17 protein-coding genes and 1 tRNA gene are annotated in these 16,234 nt (G+C 67.5%); 9 read left to right on the top strand and 9 right to left on the bottom strand.

Going from position 1 to position 16,234, the window contains the following annotated elements; translation table 11 throughout:
- Positions 1-75: 75 nt before the first annotated feature.
- The 3 genes from pth to J0I47_RS10185 form a co-directional block, all read right to left on the bottom strand.
- Positions 76-651, bottom strand: a complete 576-nt coding sequence (gene pth, locus J0I47_RS10195) for an aminoacyl-tRNA hydrolase (RefSeq protein WP_294046893.1) — start codon at positions 649-651, stop codon at positions 76-78.
- An 18-nt stretch (positions 652-669) separates the two neighbouring features.
- Positions 670-1,062, bottom strand: coding sequence for a hypothetical protein (locus tag J0I47_RS10190; protein ID WP_294046892.1), 393 nt, complete (start codon positions 1,060-1,062; stop codon positions 670-672).
- Between the two features lie 70 nt (positions 1,063-1,132).
- A complete protein-coding gene (locus tag J0I47_RS10185; RefSeq protein WP_294046891.1) occupies positions 1,133-1,867 on the bottom strand; it encodes a 50S ribosomal protein L25/general stress protein Ctc in 735 nt (244 codons plus the stop codon).
- A gap of 145 nt (positions 1,868-2,012) precedes the next feature.
- On the opposite strand from J0I47_RS10185, the gene J0I47_RS10180 reads away from it, so the two are divergent.
- Positions 2,013-2,084 (top strand) — tRNA-Leu (locus J0I47_RS10180).
- Positions 2,085-2,094: 10 nt separating this feature from the next.
- Here the strand turns inward: J0I47_RS10180 and J0I47_RS10175 are convergent.
- Positions 2,095-2,925 carry a TraB/GumN family protein gene (locus J0I47_RS10175; RefSeq protein ID WP_294046890.1) on the bottom strand — a complete coding sequence of 277 codons (831 nt, stop codon included), beginning with the start codon at positions 2,923-2,925 and terminating at the stop codon, positions 2,095-2,097.
- A 2-nt stretch (positions 2,926-2,927) separates the two neighbouring features.
- Positions 2,928-3,833 (bottom strand): TraB/GumN family protein, encoded by a 906-nt coding sequence (locus tag J0I47_RS10170; protein ID WP_294046889.1) that lies wholly within the window; start codon positions 3,831-3,833, stop codon positions 2,928-2,930.
- 281 nt (positions 3,834-4,114) lie between these two features.
- On the opposite strand from J0I47_RS10170, the gene J0I47_RS10165 reads away from it, so the two are divergent.
- The 8 genes from J0I47_RS10165 (at position 4,115) to J0I47_RS10130 (ending at position 12,551) form a co-directional block, all read left to right on the top strand.
- Entirely contained in the window at positions 4,115-5,026 is a 912-nt protein-coding gene (locus J0I47_RS10165) for a glycine--tRNA ligase subunit alpha (RefSeq protein ID WP_294046888.1), read from the top strand.
- 35 nt (positions 5,027-5,061) lie between these two features.
- Positions 5,062-5,490: a DUF559 domain-containing protein gene (locus J0I47_RS10160; protein ID WP_294047181.1), complete on the top strand. Its 429-nt coding sequence runs from the start codon at positions 5,062-5,064 to the stop codon at positions 5,488-5,490.
- Positions 5,487-7,595 (top strand): glycine--tRNA ligase subunit beta, encoded by a 2,109-nt coding sequence (glyS, locus tag J0I47_RS10155; RefSeq protein WP_294046887.1) that lies wholly within the window; start codon positions 5,487-5,489, stop codon positions 7,593-7,595. The genes J0I47_RS10160 and glyS overlap by 4 nt, the downstream gene beginning before the upstream one ends.
- Positions 7,577-7,825: a DALR anticodon-binding domain-containing protein gene (locus J0I47_RS10150; protein ID WP_366810084.1), complete on the top strand. Its 249-nt coding sequence runs from the start codon at positions 7,577-7,579 to the stop codon at positions 7,823-7,825. Before glyS ends, J0I47_RS10150 begins: the two co-directional genes overlap by 19 nt.
- 71 nt (positions 7,826-7,896) lie before the next feature.
- Positions 7,897-10,566 carry a pyruvate, phosphate dikinase gene (gene ppdK, locus J0I47_RS10145; RefSeq protein WP_294046886.1) on the top strand — a complete coding sequence of 890 codons (2,670 nt, stop codon included), beginning with the start codon at positions 7,897-7,899 and terminating at the stop codon, positions 10,564-10,566.
- A 1-nt stretch (position 10,567) separates the two neighbouring features.
- On the top strand, positions 10,568-11,446 hold the full coding sequence (locus tag J0I47_RS10140; RefSeq protein ID WP_294046885.1) for a hypothetical protein: 879 nt from the start codon (positions 10,568-10,570) through the stop codon (positions 11,444-11,446).
- A gap of 14 nt (positions 11,447-11,460) precedes the next feature.
- Entirely contained in the window at positions 11,461-12,027 is a 567-nt protein-coding gene (locus tag J0I47_RS10135; RefSeq protein WP_294046884.1) for a DUF1214 domain-containing protein, read from the top strand.
- Complete coding sequence (locus J0I47_RS10130; protein ID WP_294046883.1) at positions 12,027-12,551, top strand: DUF1254 domain-containing protein; 525 nt, start codon at positions 12,027-12,029, stop codon at positions 12,549-12,551. The genes J0I47_RS10135 and J0I47_RS10130 overlap by 1 nt, the downstream gene beginning before the upstream one ends.
- 24 nt (positions 12,552-12,575) lie before the next feature.
- Here J0I47_RS10130 and J0I47_RS10125 read toward each other — a convergent pair whose 3' ends face one another.
- From J0I47_RS10125 to J0I47_RS10110, 4 genes are all read right to left on the bottom strand, one after another.
- Positions 12,576-12,842 carry a hypothetical protein gene (locus J0I47_RS10125; protein ID WP_294046882.1) on the bottom strand — a complete coding sequence of 89 codons (267 nt, stop codon included), beginning with the start codon at positions 12,840-12,842 and terminating at the stop codon, positions 12,576-12,578.
- A gap of 76 nt (positions 12,843-12,918) precedes the next feature.
- A complete protein-coding gene (locus J0I47_RS10120; RefSeq protein WP_294047179.1) occupies positions 12,919-13,914 on the bottom strand; it encodes a type II secretion system F family protein in 996 nt (331 codons plus the stop codon).
- A gap of 2 nt (positions 13,915-13,916) precedes the next feature.
- Positions 13,917-14,894, bottom strand: coding sequence for a type II secretion system F family protein (locus tag J0I47_RS10115; RefSeq protein WP_294047178.1), 978 nt, complete (start codon positions 14,892-14,894; stop codon positions 13,917-13,919).
- 53 nt (positions 14,895-14,947) lie between these two features.
- Complete coding sequence (locus J0I47_RS10110) at positions 14,948-16,234, bottom strand: pilus assembly protein CpaE (RefSeq protein WP_294046881.1); 1,287 nt, start codon at positions 16,232-16,234, stop codon at positions 14,948-14,950.

Genomic DNA, 16,234 nt, shown 5'->3' with positions numbered 1-16,234 from the left:
CCGGGGTCCAGTTGTGAGCGGGCCCGTACTGAATCCCGGCCTTCGCCGGGCTGGGCTGGATGTTCGAGACGACAGTCATGCCCCATTCCCCAACCGCAGCGCCACGTCGTTCATGAACCGCACGTCGTCCCCTTGCGCCAGCCATCCGGCCTCCCCCGCCACCGCGCCGAGCAGGTCGCTCAGCGGGTCGATCTCGGCCTTGGCGTAATTGCCGAGCACGTACCCCGTCACGCGATCCTTGTGTCCCGGATGCCCGATCCCGATCCGCACGCGGCGGAACGCGTCGCCGATATGCTGGATGGTCGAGCGGATGCCGTTATGGCCGGCCGCGCCGCCGCCGCGCTTCACCCGCAGCTTGAACGGCGCGAGGTCGAGTTCGTCGTAGAAGACGGTCACGTCCTCGGGCGTCAGCTTGTAGAAGCGCATCGCCTCGCCGACCGCGCGCCCGCTCTCGTTCATGAAGGTCGCGGGCTTGAGCAGCATCACCTTGTCGGCACCGACGCGTCCTTCCTGGGTCCAGCCCTGGAACTGTTTCTTGACCGCGCCGAAGCCGTGCACCTCGGCGATCGCGTCGACCGCCATGAACCCGACATTGTGCCGGTGCATCGCATATTGCGCGCCCGGATTGCCGAGCCCCACCCAGAGTTGCATCGTCGAGTCCGGGTAGCGCTACGGCTTCTTCACGCCGGCGGAGGTGATGGCGTTGATCCGCTGGTTGGCGTGGTTGAACCCGTCGAGGCAGCTTGCGATCAGTTCCTTGGTGAACGCCGCGTCGGCGCGTTTCGCGACCAGGGTTGCCTGCGCGGTGTCGAGCGCGGTCTTGAGCGTCGCGGCGCCGGGATGCGTCGTCGTGACGCGCGCGGCGTAGAAGCCGACAATCGCGATCAGCGCCCGCTGCTTGTCTGGTTCCTTGGCCGCCTGCACCGCCTGGAAGGACGAGAACAGGTAGCACGCGGCATCGGTGTCCGCCCCGCCGACCGATGCGGCCCGCGCCGGGCGCGCGCCCATCGGCGCAATCGCCATCGCCGTAACGGCGAGCGCCGCCACCATCGTCCTGACCATGAGAAAACCTCCGCGAATCGCTTCGCGGAGGTTTCTAGGAGCGATCGGCGCCCGGCGCCAATCGCGATGCTTATTCGGCGGTGTCGCCCTCGGCGGCCGCTTCGCCCTCGCCACCCTCGGTAGCTTCGGCTTCGGCTTCGGCTTCGGCGGCTTCCACCTCGGCGGCATGCTCGGCCGACGCGGCCTCGGCCAGCGCGGCTTCCTCGGCGGCCTGCTCGCGCGCCTCGGACAGCATCGCCGACGGTGCGACCAAGGTCGCGATGGTGAAGTCGCGATCCTCGATCGCCGACGTCGCGCCCTTGGGCAGCTTCACGTTCGAGATGTGGATCGAATCGCCGACGTCGAGACCCTTCAGCGAGATGGCGATCTCGCTCGGGATGTCGGCGGCGTCGACCACCAGTTCGAGCTCGTGGCGCACGATGTTGAGCACGCCGCCCAGCTTGATGCCCTTCGATTCCTCTTCGTCGGTGAAGACGACGGGGACCTGGACGTGGACGGTCGCATGCTCGCTGATGCGCAGGAAGTCGACGTGGAGCGGCCGGTCGGTCACGACGTCGAACGCGACGTCCTTCGGCAGGGTGCGGACCGGCTTGCCGCCGGCACCCTCGATCATCACCACCGAGTTCATGAAGTGCCCGGTACCGAGCGCGCGGACCAGCGCCTTCTCCTCCAGATGGATTGAGATCGGGTCCTGCTTCATGCCATAGATGACGGCGGGCACGCGGCCTTGGCGACGCAGCTCACGCGAGGCTCCCTTGCCTCCGCGGTCGCGCGTCTCGGCGGCGAGCGTAATCTGGTCGCTCATTGTCTTGCTCCGAAATGCTGGTTCGTGATTTCCGCGCCACGCCTCCAGGGATGACCACGCCGCGGAAGCGCGCGCCTGTAGCGGAAGGGGGCGGGGGAGGCAAGGTGTCTGTCACCAATCGGCCAGTTGTGTTAGCTCGGCGTGGGCAGTGGTAGCACAACTGGAGAGTGCACCGGGCAATCCGGAAGCATGTGTGGTTCAAGTCCCACCCGCTGCCCACTTCGCTGCTATTGTAAGCGCTCGATCGTGAACCCTTTCGCTTTCAGTAAGTCGATCAGCGAATCCTTCCCCACCACATGTCCTGCCCCGACCGCGACCAGCAGCGTCTCGTTTCCTCCCACCGCGCGCGCGATTCGGTCGGCCCAGCGGTGGCTGGCGGCGGTGACCAGGAACGGGCGGAGTTCCTTCGACGGCCCGGCCTTGTCGAGCGCCGCCACGTCGCCGTCGCGCCACGCGCCGAGCACGGCTTCGTAACGCGGTCCGTCGAGCGCTTCGTCGAGCATGCGATGCTGGAGTTGCGGGGGCAGCAGGTCGAGCACGCGGACCTGCGCGCCCGGCCCCTCCAGCGCGACGCGCTTCTTGCCGGCGAATGCCTGCCACAGCACCGCGTCGACCCCGTCCTGCGCGGTCGCGCCGGCATCCTGCGCATCGCCGACGCCGAGCATCACCGCCGCCGCCCAATCCTTGTAGGCATCGAACGCCCCCGCCGGCTGGCCGGTCCGCGCGATCGCCTGGTCGAGCGTATCGGCGCGGGTCGGCTCGATGCGCTTGGCGAGCGGCGGCAACGACGGGTCCTTGGCGATCGCGTCGAAACCCGCAGTGTCGCCCGGGTCGCTCTCCAGCACCAGCGTATCGGCCGACGCGATCGCCGCACCCACCGCGCCGCCGCGCCAGTCGGTCCCGGGCGGCAACAGGTGCATGCCGCCGAGCAGCCACACGGTCGTGCCGTCCTTCGTCGCCTTCCACAGCGGCGGCCGCGCCGAATCGTCCGCCACGCTGCACGCGGCGAGCGCCAGCACGCCCGCCAGCATCGCGATCAGGCGGCGCAACCGTGCCACGCTCAATAAGCGATGCGCTTGGCCGTGAGGCCGCGTGCCTTCAGCAAGGCGATCACGCTCTTCGGCCCGGCCAGATGCCCCGCGCCGACCGCGACGAACACCGTCCCCGGCTTCGCCATCCGCGCCTTGATCCACGTCGCCCAGCGTGCGTTGCGATCGTACAGCAGCGTCTTCGCCAGTTCGGGCGTGTCCATCCCTTCGTTGAGCAGCGCGCCGAGCTTGGCCGGATTGCCGTGGGACCAGGCGTCGACCATCTGACCGATCGTCTTGCCGGTCTTGGGCAGGTCCTTGATCGTGCCCTCCAGGAACTTCATCTGGATCGGTTCGGGCAGGTTGGCGAGGAAGCCGATCTGCTGCTCCGCGGTCTCCAGCCCCTCGACCGGCTTGTGGCTCGCCGCCGCCGCCTTGGTCAGCACCGTCTCCGGCCCTTGCGCCGGGTCGTAGCCGAGCTTCAGCAGCGGCACGATCGACAGGTTGGTCGCGACGAACCACGGGCGCGCATGGTCGAACAGCGGCGCGGGTAGACCGTACTCGGCTAGCGCCTTCAGATAGACCGGCCGCGTCTTCGGCGACAGGCGATCGGGCAGCGGCTTGCCGGTCGGATCGAACGCCTTCGCCATCACGTATTTCTGCATCGTCGCGGTGTCCGGCTGGACCATTTCGAGTACCAGCGTGTCGCTCTTGTCGAACGCCGCCTTCACCGCCTCGTCGAACCAGCTCAGCCCCGGCTTCAGCACGTGGATCGTCCCGAACAGGTAGATCGTCGTGTCCTTGTCCTTCACCACCCACAAGGCCGGGTCGGCATCGACCATCTTGACCGGCGGCTTGACGGGCGCGGTGGCCGGGGTCTGGGCGGCGGCACCGAGGGTGGCGGTCAGGCCGAGCAGCAACAGCAGTTTGCGGAGCATGATGATCCCTGAAATCGCGCGAAACGCCGCGCGAGGCATCAATAGGAAGTCGCACGGCGATCACCAAGAGCGTCGTGCTACCAGATCGAACATGCCATACTTTTACTGCCTCCCCGGCGAATGCCGGGGTCCAGTTGCGAGCCGCCCGATACTGGACCCCGGCCTTCGCCGGGGAGGCGCATGACTTGAGGGGCGTCATTTGGGGTCACTGCATACCGTAACCGCTTTCCGCGCCATTGACCGTTCGCCACCCCTGCGCCAGAGGCGTTCGCAACCGCAATATGACCCAGCCGCTTTCCTTCCAGCGCATGATCCTGACGCTCCATGACTATTGGAGCGCGCGCGGCTGCCTGATCCTGCAACCCTATGACATGCGGATGGGGGCGGGGACGTTCCATACCGCTACGACGCTTCGTGCGCTGGGGCCGGAGCCGTGGAACGCTGCCTTCGTCCAGCCGTGCCGCCGCCCGACCGACGGCCGCTACGGCGAGAACCCGAACCGGCTCCAGCATTACTACCAGTATCAGGTCATCCTGAAGCCGAGCCCGCCCGATTTGCAGGACCTGTATCTCGGCAGCTTGCAGGCGATCGGTATCGACACCGCCAACCACGATATCCGCTTCGTCGAGGACGATTGGGAAAGCCCGACGCTCGGCGCCTGGGGGCTCGGCTGGGAAGTGTGGTGCGACGGGATGGAAGTCACGCAGTTCACCTATTTCCAGCAGATGGGCGGGTTCGACTGCAAGCCGGTCGCAGGCGAATTGACCTACGGCCTCGAACGCCTCGCGCTGTACATCCAGAGCAAGGACAGCGTGTACGACCTGGCGTTCAACGATGCCCCAAAAGGTCAGAGGGGCGTGACCTATGGCGACGTGTTCCACGAGAACGAAGTCGAGATGTCGACCTGGAACTTCGAGGTCGCCGACACCGAGACGCTGTTCGACCTGTTCCGCAAGGCGGCGGCGGAGTGCGAGAATTGCCTGGCGCACAACCTCCCGATCCCGGCCTACGAACAGGCGATCGAGGCGAGCCACATCTTCAACCTGCTGAACGCGCGCGGCGTGATCTCCGTCGCCGAACGCCAGGCCTATATCGGCCGCGTCCGCGACCTCGCGAAGGGTGCATGCGCCGCGTGGATGGAGAAGAACGCGGCCGGCTGGCAGGCGTGCTATCCCGGCTGGAGCGCGGCGTGATGGCGGCTATCCAAAATCCTCCCCGGGACGGGGAGGTGGCGCGAAGCGCCGGAGGGGGTTCGCCCTCGCTCCGCCGGCCCGAAGTATATGAGGCCCGCAAGGCTCGCCGCGCCATGAGCTTGCCCGAGGTGCTGTTGTGGCAGCGACTCAAGGGTTCGCCGCAGGGCATCGCCTTTCGCAAGCAACATCCGATCGGTCGTTATCGCGCCGACTTCTACTGCGCCGCCGCGAAATTGGTGATCGAGGTGGATGGGGCGGCGCATGACATGGGCGACCGGCCGCAGCGGGATGTCGAGCGAACGATCGGGTTGGAGCGGCAGGGCTATCGGATTTTGCGCGTTCCCGCCGCCGATGTCCTCCGCGATGCCGACGAAGCGGCGCAATCGATCGTGGCGTTCGCGGCCCGCCCCCTCCACCATGCCTCCGGCATGGTCCCCCTCCCCGTGAACGGGGAGGATGTATGACCGACTTCCTGCTCGAATTGCGGTGCGAGGAAATCCCGGCGCGGATGCAGGACAAGGCGCGGGACGATCTCGCGCGGTTGTTCGCGGGCGAACTCGACAAGGCGGGGCTGAAGGCGGGCGCGATCGAGACGTTCGCGACGCCGCGCCGGCTCGCGCTGATCGCGCGCGATCTGCCGGCCGAGACCGCCGCCATCAGCGACGAGGTGAAGGGCCCGCGCGTCGGGGCTCCGCCGCAGGCGCTCGACGGGTTCCTGCGCAAGACCGGGCTGACCGCCGACCAGCTGGTCGAGCGCGACGGCGTGCTCTACGCCGTGATCGACAAGCCCGGCCGCGGGACCCGCGACGTGCTGGCGGAGGCGATCCCGGCTATCGTCCGCGGCTTCCCTTGGCCGAAGTCGATGCGCTGGGGCGCGGCGTCGCTCAGCACGGAAAGCCTGCGCTGGGTGCGGCCGCTCCACGGCATCGTCGCGTTGCTGGGCGAAGACGTGGTGCCGGTCGAGATCGCCGGCGTCACCTCGGGCGCCGCAACGCTCGGCCACCGCTTCCATCATCCGGGTGCGATCACGATCGGATCGGCGGCGGACTATGCCGAGAAACTGCGCGCGTGCCATGTCATCGTCGATCAGGACGAGCGCCGCGCGATCGTCCGCGACCGCGCGACGGCGCTGGCCGCGACGGCGGGGCTCGCGCTGATCCCCGACGAGGGGCTGGTGGCGGAGAATGCCGGGCTGACCGAATGGCCGGTGCCGCTGCTCGGCCGCTTCGACGCGGCGTTCCTCGACGTGCCGCCGGAGGTGATCCAGCTCACCGCGCGGGTGAACCAGAAGTATTTCGTCTGCCGTGATGCGTCGGGCAAACTGGCCAACGCGTTCGTCTGCGTCGCCAATATCGACGCGGCGGATGGGGGCATGAAGATCGTCGAGGGCAACCGCAAGGTGCTCGCCGCGCGGCTGAGCGACGCGCGCTTCTTCTACGAGACCGACCTGAAAGTGCCGCTCGCGGAGCAGGCGGAGAAGCTCGCGAAGATCGTGTTCCACGAGAAATTGGGCACCGTCGCCGACAAGGTCGATCGTGTCGCGAAGCTGGCGCGCTGGCTGGTCGAGGCGGGGATCATTTCCCCTCTTCCCTTGGGAGAGGGGAAAGCGCCGTCAGGCGCGCGGGGTGAGGGCCGGGTCGAAACGGCCAGCGGTTCGACCCAGCCCTCACCCCTCGGCGCTGTCGCGCCTCGCCCCTCTCCCGAGGGGAGAGGGGTATTGGCCGACCAGGCCGAACGCGCCGCTCGGCTGGCCAAGGCCGACCTTGTCACCGGCATGGTCGGCGAGTTCCCCGAATTGCAGGGCCTGATGGGCGGCTATTACGCCGCCGCGCAGGGCGAGGACGCGGCGGTCGCGGAAGCGATCCGCGATCACTACAAGCCGGTCGGGCAGGGGGATGACGTGCCCACCGCGCCGGTGACCGTGGCGGTGTCGCTGGCGGACAAGCTGGATACGATCGCCAGCTTTTTTTGGGCCGATTTCAAGCCCAGTGGTTCCAAAGACCCCTTCGCGCTTCGGCGGTCGGCGCTTGGTATTTTGTCTACAGTCTTGAAGTCTGACCTTCGCTTTTCTCTGAAAACCGCAGTCGTAGCCGCGCTCGCCAGAGTGCATGAACTCGGCTCGGGTCTGGATGTGGCGCTAGAGAAAGTTCAGTTCGCTAAAGAATATCGACATGACGGTCGTTTGGGCAAGGAAGCCTCGGACAAAGTCCTGGGCGATGCCTCTGCAAACATCAAAGCGGAAACAGAACTACTTAAAAGGCGTCGAGTGGTCGTCGAGGACCTGCTCGATTTCTTCGCCGACCGCCTCAAGGTCCAGCAACGCGAGGCCGGGGTCCGTCACGACCTGATCGACGCGGTGTTCGCGCTTGGGGGGGAGGACGATCTCGTCCGGCTGCTCGCACGCGTCCGGGCGTTGCAGGCGTTCGTCGGGACCGAGGACGGGGCGAACCTGCTCGCCGGGTACAAGCGCGCGGCGAATATCCTGAAGAAGGAGGGGTATTCCCCTCTCCCACTGGGAGAGGGGATTCGGGGCTTTCCTACACGCCCGAAATCGCCGAAGCTGCCCTGATCGCCGCGCTCGATGCCGCCGAGCCCGCCGCCGCCGATGCGGTGCGGGCGGAGGATTTCGCGGCGGCGATGGCGGCGCTCGCGACGCTCCGTGCGCCGATCGATGCGTTCTTTGACAGCGTGACCGTGAACGACCCGGATCCGGCCAAACGCGCGGCGCGGCTGGCGCTGCTGGCGCGTGTGCGCGACGCGGTCCATGCAGTGGCCGATTTCTCGAAGATCGAGGGATAGCCGCTACCCCCGTCAAGTTTGTCAAGTTTGACCCTGCCTCCCCGGCGACAACAAACATCTAGAGGACGACGATGACTCAATATGTGTATCGCTTCGGCGGCGGGGTTTCGGATGGGGGGAAGGGTGATAAGAACCTCCTCGGCGGCAAGGGCGCGAACCTGGCGGAGATGGCGTCGATTGGCCTGCCGGTGCCGCCGGGCTTCACCATCTCGACCGCGATGTGCACGCGCTATTACGACGAGGGCGGCGCGTTCCCCGACAGCCTGACGGCCGAGGTTGCGAACGGCATCGCGCATATCGAAGGCGTGACCGGCAAGCGGTTCGGCGACCCGGCCGATCCGCTGCTCGTCTCGGTTCGCTCCGGCGCGCGGGCGTCGATGCCGGGAATGATGGACACGGTGCTCAACCTGGGGCTCAACGACGAAACGGTCGAGGGGCTGGCGCAGGCATCGGGCGACGAGCGGTTCGCGTGGGACAGCTATCGCCGCTTCATCCAGATGTATTCGGACGTGGTGCTCGAACTCGACCACGGCGCGTTCGAGGAAGCGCTGGAGATCGCCAAAGAAGACAAGGGCTATTACCTCGACACCGACATGACCGCCGCCGACTGGCGCGCGCTGGTCGACCAGTACAAGGCGCTGGTGGTCGAGCAGTGGGACAAGCCGTTCCCGCAGGACGTCCACGACCAGTTGTGGGGCGCGATCGGCGCGGTTTTCGGGTCGTGGCAGTCGGAACGGGCGAAGGTCTATCGTCGGCTCAACGACATCCCGGCGTCGTGGGGCACCGCGGTCAACGTCCAGGCGATGGTGTTCGGCAATATGGGCGACACGTCGGCCACGGGCGTCGCCTTCACGCGTGACCCGGCCAAGGGCGACAATGCCTATTACGGCGAGTTCCTCATCAACGCGCAGGGTGAGGATGTCGTCGCCGGCATCCGCACGCCGCAATATCTGACCAAGGCCGCGCGCGAGGCGGCGGGCGCCAAGCCGCTGTCGATGGAAGAGGCGTTGCCCGAAGTCTATGGCGAGCTCGCCGGCGTGTTCGATACGCTGGAGACGCACTACCGCGACATGCAGGACATCGAGTTCACCGTCGAACGCGGCAAACTGTGGATGTTGCAGACGCGCTCGGGCAAGCGCACCGCCAAGGCCGCGCTGAAGATCGCGGTGGAGATGGCGGAGCAGGGCCTCATCACTCGCGAGGAAGCGATCGCGCGAGTCGAGCCGCAGGCGCTCGACCAGCTGCTCCACCCGACGCTCGACCCGAAGGCGACGCGCGACGTGCTGACGCGCGGGCTACCCGCGTCGCCCGGGGCGGCGAGTGGCAAGATCGTGTTCGACGCCGACACCGCGGAAAAGCGTGCCGCGGCGGGCGATGCCGTGATCCTGGTCCGTACCGAGACCAGCCCCGAGGACATTCACGGCATGCATGCGGCGAAGGGCATCCTGACCGCGCGCGGCGGCATGACCAGCCACGCCGCCGTCGTGGCGCGCGGCATGGGCCGGCCATGCGTGTCGGGCGCCGGCGCGCTGGCGATCGACGCCAAGGCCCGGTTGATGCGAGTCGCGATCGGCGGGCAGACGCGCGAGCTCAACGAAGGCGACGTCATCACCATCGACGGCGCGAGCGGCGAAGTGATGGCGGGCGAAGTCCCGACCGTGCAGCCTGAACTGGCCGGCGATTTCGGCACGCTGATGGCCTGGGCCGACGCCGTCCGCCGGCTGAAGGTGCGCGCCAACGCCGAGACTCCGCTCGACGCCCGCACCGCGCGCGAATTCGGTGCCGAAGGCATCGGGCTGTGCCGCACCGAGCACATGTTCTTCGACGCCGCGCGGATCACCGCGGTGCGCCAGATGATCCTGGCCGAGGACGAGAAGGGGCGCCGCGTGGCGCTCGACAAGCTGCTCCCCGAACAGCGCAAGGATTTCGCGGAGATTTTCGCGGTGATGGCCGGGCTTCCCGTCACCATCCGCCTGCTCGATCCGCCGCTCCACGAATTCCTGCCGCACGAGGAGGCCGAGTTCGCCGAAGTCGCGTCGGCCGCCGGGGTCGCAGTCGATACGCTCAAGCGCCGCGCCGCCGAACTGCACGAATTCAACCCGATGCTCGGTCATCGCGGGTGCCGGCTGGGCGTGACCTATCCCGAAATCTACGAGATGCAGGCGCGCGCGATCTTCGAGGCAGCGGTCGGCATGCCCGAGGCGCCGGTGCCCGAGATCATGATCCCGCTGGTCGCGACGCGGCGCGAGCTGGAACTGATGAAGGCGGTGGTCGACAAGGCGGCCGAAGCGGTGTTCGCGGAAACCGGCACGCGGATCGACTATCTGGTCGGCACGATGATCGAGCTGCCCCGCGCCGCCTTGCGCGCCGCCGAGATTGCCGAGGTCGGCGAGTTCTTCTCGTTCGGCACCAACGACCTGACCCAGACCGCTTTGGGCGTCAGCCGCGACGACGCCGCGCGCTTCCTGTCGGCCTATGTCGAGCAGGGCATCTATGCCAAGGACCCGTTCGTCAGCCTCGACGTCGAGGGCGTCGGCGAACTGATCGAGATCGCCGCCGATCGCGGCCGCGCCACGCGCCCCGACATCAAGCTGGGCATCTGCGGCGAGCATGGCGGCGACCCCGCGTCGATCGCGTTCTGCGAACAGGTCGGGCTGAACTATGTGTCGGCGTCGCCGTACCGCGTGCCGATCGCGCGTCTGGCGGCGGCCCAGGCCGCGCTGAGCAAGCGGGAGGCTTGACTTGAGCCGTCGGCGCGCCGCACTCAACGGCATGGATCGCGCGCGTCTTCTGCTGCTGACCGCCCTTGCAGCGCCGCTGGCCGCCTGCGGCATTGCGGGCGGCGGCGATGGCCCATCGGAGCGCGACATCGCCGATGCGCTATCTCGCGCCGGCATGAAGGTGAAGTCGGCCGAGCGGATCGCGTGCAAGCCGGCGCCGGACCGGCCGGGCTATGTCTGCGATTTCAAGGCGGAGACGTGCGGCCAGTTCGGCGGCGCCTGCAATCGGTCGACCACGCGAACCGGGCGCTTCGTGAAGTTCGGCGACAACTGGATGTTCCGCGACGACGTCGCCGATCCCAACCGTAACCTGCCGCCCGAACCGACGCCGACACCCGGCCCGACGCTCACGCCGTCGCCGACCCCCAGCACGACGCCATCGGCGACCGTTATCGGCTATGGCGAGGCACCGCCGCCGCCGGGCGTCACGCCGACCCCGCTGCCCGCGCCGTCGGCGAGCAAGTCGCCGGCCGCGAAACCGACCCCGAAGCCGAGCGTGACGCCAAGTCCGAAACCGAGCCCGATGCCCAGGCCGTCGCCCAGCGCGAGCGCGTCGCCGACCTCGAAGAAGGCGACCGGCGTCAACGTCGGCTGGCTGAGCGGTCGCTGGGGCACGGCGGCGGGCGATTGCGACGCGCGCCGCGCGGTCAAGTTCGCGCCCGGCGGCGGCTTTTACGGCCGCCACGGCATTGGCAGCTGGAAGCTGAAGGGCAGGACGATCACCGTGACCGGCCGCTATTCGGACGGCGACAAGCCGTTCAGCCAGACGCTGGCGGTCGAGCGGATCGGCGAGGACAGCATGACGATCGAGGGCAAGCGCTACCAGCGCTGCACCGAATGACTCGGAGAGGGCGGATGCGGTCCTGGGTTCGATACGTGGCCTGTGCGGCGATCGGGCTGACGCTCGGGGTCGGCGCGGCGGTGCTGCGGGTGCGGTCGGGCGCGCTCGGCGGCAATGCCGCGATCGGGCCGTGGACGACGGGTCGCGATTTCGGGACGGCGGGGGCCAGCGCGTTGACACGAGCGGTGGTCGCGTTGCGCGGTATCCTCGCGCTGCCGGCGCACGAGGCACGCTACTACAATGCCGCGGTCGACAGCGCGGGCGACCCGCTCGACGGCACCTGCCGCTATCGCGTTTCGGGCAAGGCGCTCCCGGCCAAATGGTGGAGCCTGACGATGTACGACCATGACGGCTATCTCGTCGCCAACCAGGCCAATATCTTCTCGATCGAAAGCGCGCATGTGCCCAACCAGGCGGCGTGGACGATCGCGGTCGCGCCGGCGCAACAGGCCGGTCTGTGGTTGCCGACCGGGCGGATCGATCGCTTCGAACTGACGCTGCGGACATACCTGCCCGACGATGGCGGGGTCGGGAACCTGACCCGCGACCAACTGCCCTCGATCGTCAAGGAGGGGTGCTGATGCGCCGCTGGGCCTTGCCGGTGCTGCTCGGCGCGATCGTCGCATTGGTCGGCTATAACGTCGCGCTGATGCAGTATCCGCGCGTGCTGATGGGGTTCGCGACCGGGCGGCTGGCCAAGGCGGGGGGCGGGTACAACACGCTGTTCGCGACTCCGCTCGCCGACGACAAGCGCCGCCAGATCGTGCGACCGAGCCCCGATTTGGCCTATTCGTCGTGCGCATTCGATGTGTCGAACGGTCCGGTGCTGGTCGATGCCGAGCCGGTGCCCGCGCCCTATTGGTCGCTGTCGGTGTTCGACGCGCAGACCGACGTCGCCTATGTCCGCAACAACCTCGATGCGAACGGCCAGCCGATCCGCATCGCGATCGCGCTGGCCGGGCAACCGGTGCCCGACGGGATGCAGGCGGTGCGCGTCAACGCGGCGACCGGCGTCGCCCTGATCCGCATCCTGGTCGACGACCGCAACCAGTTCGGCGCGATCGACGCCGCGCGCCGCACATCGAGTTGCAAGCCGCTCAGCTAGGGCGCCGACCGGTCAAATGTTGGTCTAGGACTTCAGCCGCGCGACCTCGTCCTTCAGCGCGGCATTGTCGCGTTCCAGGTCGCGGACATAGGCGTCGCGGTTGGTGCCGAGCGAATCCTGCTCGCGCAGCCGCGTGTCGGTATCGGTGCGATAGGTCGCGTGCGCGTCGCGTTCGGCCTCGTAGCGGCGGCGCCACTTCGTCCCCTTCGGCGCGAGCATCAACCCGAGCACCAGCCCCAGCAGCACGCACAGCCCGAGCACGGCGTATTGGTTGACGGTCGTGAACAGCATCGCGGGGCCTCCTCGGCAAATGGCCTCGCGAACCTGCGCCCGGGCGATGCCGGGCGCAAGCGCTACTTGCCAAGGCTTACTTGAACGCGTCCTTGATGCTGCACGACGCCGGACCGAGGATGACGATGAACAGGGTCGGCAGGATGAACAGGATCAGCGGCACCGTCATGATCGCGGGCAGGCGCGCGGCCTTTTCCTCGGCGCGCATCATGCGTTCGTTGCGGAACTCGGCCGACAGCACGCGCAACGCGCTGGCGAGCGGGGTGCCGTATTTCTCGGTCTGGATCATCGTCGTGACGACGCCCTTCACCGCGTCGAGATCGACGCGACTGGCGAGGTTCTCGAACGCCTGGCGACGGTCGGTCAGGAAGCCGAGCTCGATCGCGGTCAGCGCGAATTCGTCGCCGAGCTCGGGATAGGCCTTGCCCAATTCCTTCGACACGCGGTGGAACGCGACGTCGACGGTCAGGCCGGCCTCGGCGCAGATCACCAGCAGGTCGAGCGCGTCGGGCAGGCCCTTGCGGATCGCGTGGCTGCGCTTCTGGATCTTGTTCTTCAGATAGATGTCGGGTGATTTGTAGGCGAGGATGAACGTGCCGGCGACCGCGATGTAGCGCTTGACCGGGTTCATCGTCATCAGCCCGTCGAGGATGTCGGTCGCATAGGCGACGTAGATCATCAGGCCGCCGAGCACGATCGGCATGACCAGCCGGCCGAAGATGACCGCGACGGCATATTCCTTCTGCCGGATGCCGGCCTGGAGCAGCTTGGTCTGCGCGACTTTGATTTGGCTGTCCTGCAGCACCTTCATGCTCGACAGGAAGGCGCGGATGCGGTCGGTGGTCTCGTTCTTCTGGACGAGCTTCGCGCGGCGCTTGCTGGTCGAGGCGGTGATGCCGGCCTTCAACTGTTCGCGGCGATCGTTCAGCGCCTTGACGCGCTTCGCCATCGGATCGCGCACGGTGGTCGCGGCATACACCGCGAGCAGGACGGCGAAGGCGGCGATCCCGGCCAGGATCGTGCCGACCCAGATCACGTCGACACCGAGCAGAGTAGGGTTGTGCGGTTCCATCATCAGATCTCGAAATTGACCATCTTGGCCATGATGAGGCCGCCGAGGCCCATCCAGATCATCCCGCCGATGCCGGCGACCATCAGTCGCTGATCGACGAAGAAATTGCCCATATAGCCCGGGCTGATCCACATAATCAGCAGGAACACGATGAACGGCAGCGAGCCGACGATATAGGCCGAAGCCTTCGATTCCGACGACATCGCCTTGATCTTCAGCTTCATCTGGCCGCGCTGGCGAAGCACGGTCGCCAGGTTGGACAGCGTTTCGGCCAGATTGCCGCCGGTCTCGCGCTGGATCGCGATCGAAATGACGAAGAACTGGAATTCGGGTGTGCCGAGCCGGTCCGCCGTATCCTGCAACGCAGCATCCATCGTCCGGCCGATCTTCATCTTGTCGCTGACCGCGCGGAATTCCTCACCGACCGGACCGGCGACTTCGGCGCCGACGACGGCCATCGTCTCCGAGATCGGCAAACCCGACCGCAGCCCGCGCACGAGCAGTTCGATCGCATCGGGAAACTTGGCGTTGAACTTGTTGACGCGGCGCTTGATCGTGCGGCCGACCCAGAAATGCGGGAAGCCCGCGCCGACGACGATGCCGATCAGCAGCGATACGATCAACGGCGCGCCGCGGATCGACAGCAGGCCGGTCGTCACCACGATCAGGCCGAGCGAAGCGAGGCCGTACTGGCCGACGGTCCAGCTCTTGCCGGTCATCGCCAGCCGCTTCTTGAGCACGGCGGGACGCGGCAGGAAGCGCATCATCGCGGTGTCCATGCCGCTGTCGCGCTTGCCGGTGATGCGTCGCATCTGCGCGGCCAAAGCGGCTTCGCTCGCGACGCCGGAATGGCGTTCCTTGAGTGAGGTCAGCCGGCGCGACCGGGCCTTCTCCGCCGACGGGCCGGCGAAGGCGACGACCAGCAGGACCAGCATGAAGCCGAACCCTGCGACGATCGTAATCAGCGGCACCATCGGCATCGCATTCATGCTCCAACTCGCTCACGCCGCCGCTCAAGCGGGGCGTGGGCCCATCACTTCGACTTCGCGGCCTTCTTGGGCATCAGCGACTTGAGGTCGGCGAACTTGCCGATCAGCGACTGCTTGCCGCCCTTGGCCGCCGCCTTGCCCTCGTCGGGTTCGGTATTGTCGCCGATCGCGATCAGGCGGTTCGCCAGTTCGGCGAGCGGCGTGACCGTCTTCGATCCCTTGCCGGCCTCGGCAAGCGGCTTGCCGAGCTTGGCCGCCTGCGCCGCCAGCTTGTGGTCGAACGGCACCACGACGTCGATCCTCCGCTCGATCGAACCTTCGAAGTCCTTGCGCGAAATCTCCAGCGCGGCCGGCTGGACGCGGTTGGCGACGACGACGACCTGCGTCGCCGGGGCGTTGGACTTCAGCCAGGACAGGATGCGGATCGTGTCGCGCGCCGCAGCCAGCGTCAATTCGGTGACGACGACCGCGATCTGGATGTCGCTGATGAGGTGCGGGTGCGCCACCAACATGCCGCGCGGCAGATCGACGACGGTGCATTCGAACGCCGCGCGCATCTCCTCCTGCAACTGATAGAAGGCGGAGCCGTCGGTCAGCATCGGCGAGTGAATCGGCGCTTCGGCGCTCAGCACTGCCAGGCGATCGCTTGCCTTGACCATCGCGCGTTCGATGAACAGCCCGTCGATGCGGCTCGGATTCTCGATCGCGTCGGTGAGGCCACGACCCGGCTCGAGATCGAGCGCGAGGGCGCCGGTGCCGAAATGCACGTCGAGGTCGAGCAAGGCCGTCGTGCGCTGGTTCTTCTCGCTCATCAGCCAAGCGAGCGAGGTCGCCAGCGTCGAGGCGCCGGCGCCGCCACGCGTGCCGATGATCGCGGTCGCGCAATGCGGGCGATCGGCCGATGCTTCGGTCAATTTCGGAGCGTTGAGGATCGCCTGGGCGCTACCGAACGCCTCACGCAGCATGTCGGCGTTGAGCGGCTTCAGCAGATAATCCTGGATGCCGCTCGCGGTCAGGTCGCGGTACAGCCGGACGTCGTTGACCTGGCCCGCCGCGATGACGACGGTGCCGGGCTCGCAGACCTCGGCCAGCGCGTTGATGTCGTTGAGCGGGTCGCCGCTTTCCGACAGATCGACGAACAGCACTTGCGGGCTGGCTGACACCGACAGCGACTGCACGGCGTTGCGCAGGCCGCCCTTGTTCACCTTGTCCGCCGACCAGCCCATCTCGCTGGCGATCGGGCGCAGCGCTTCGGCGGTCGCCTCATCGCAGACATAAGCGACGAAGGGCTCGCGATGCGCGACACCGGCGGGCTTCCACGGTGCGTTCAT

This window comes from Sphingomonas sp. (assembly GCF_017304635.1).
Lineage (GTDB): Bacteria > Pseudomonadota > Alphaproteobacteria > Sphingomonadales > Sphingomonadaceae > Sphingomonas.
The sequence above is the reverse complement of the archived record's forward strand: the minus strand, read 5'-3'. Positions and strand labels throughout refer to the sequence as shown.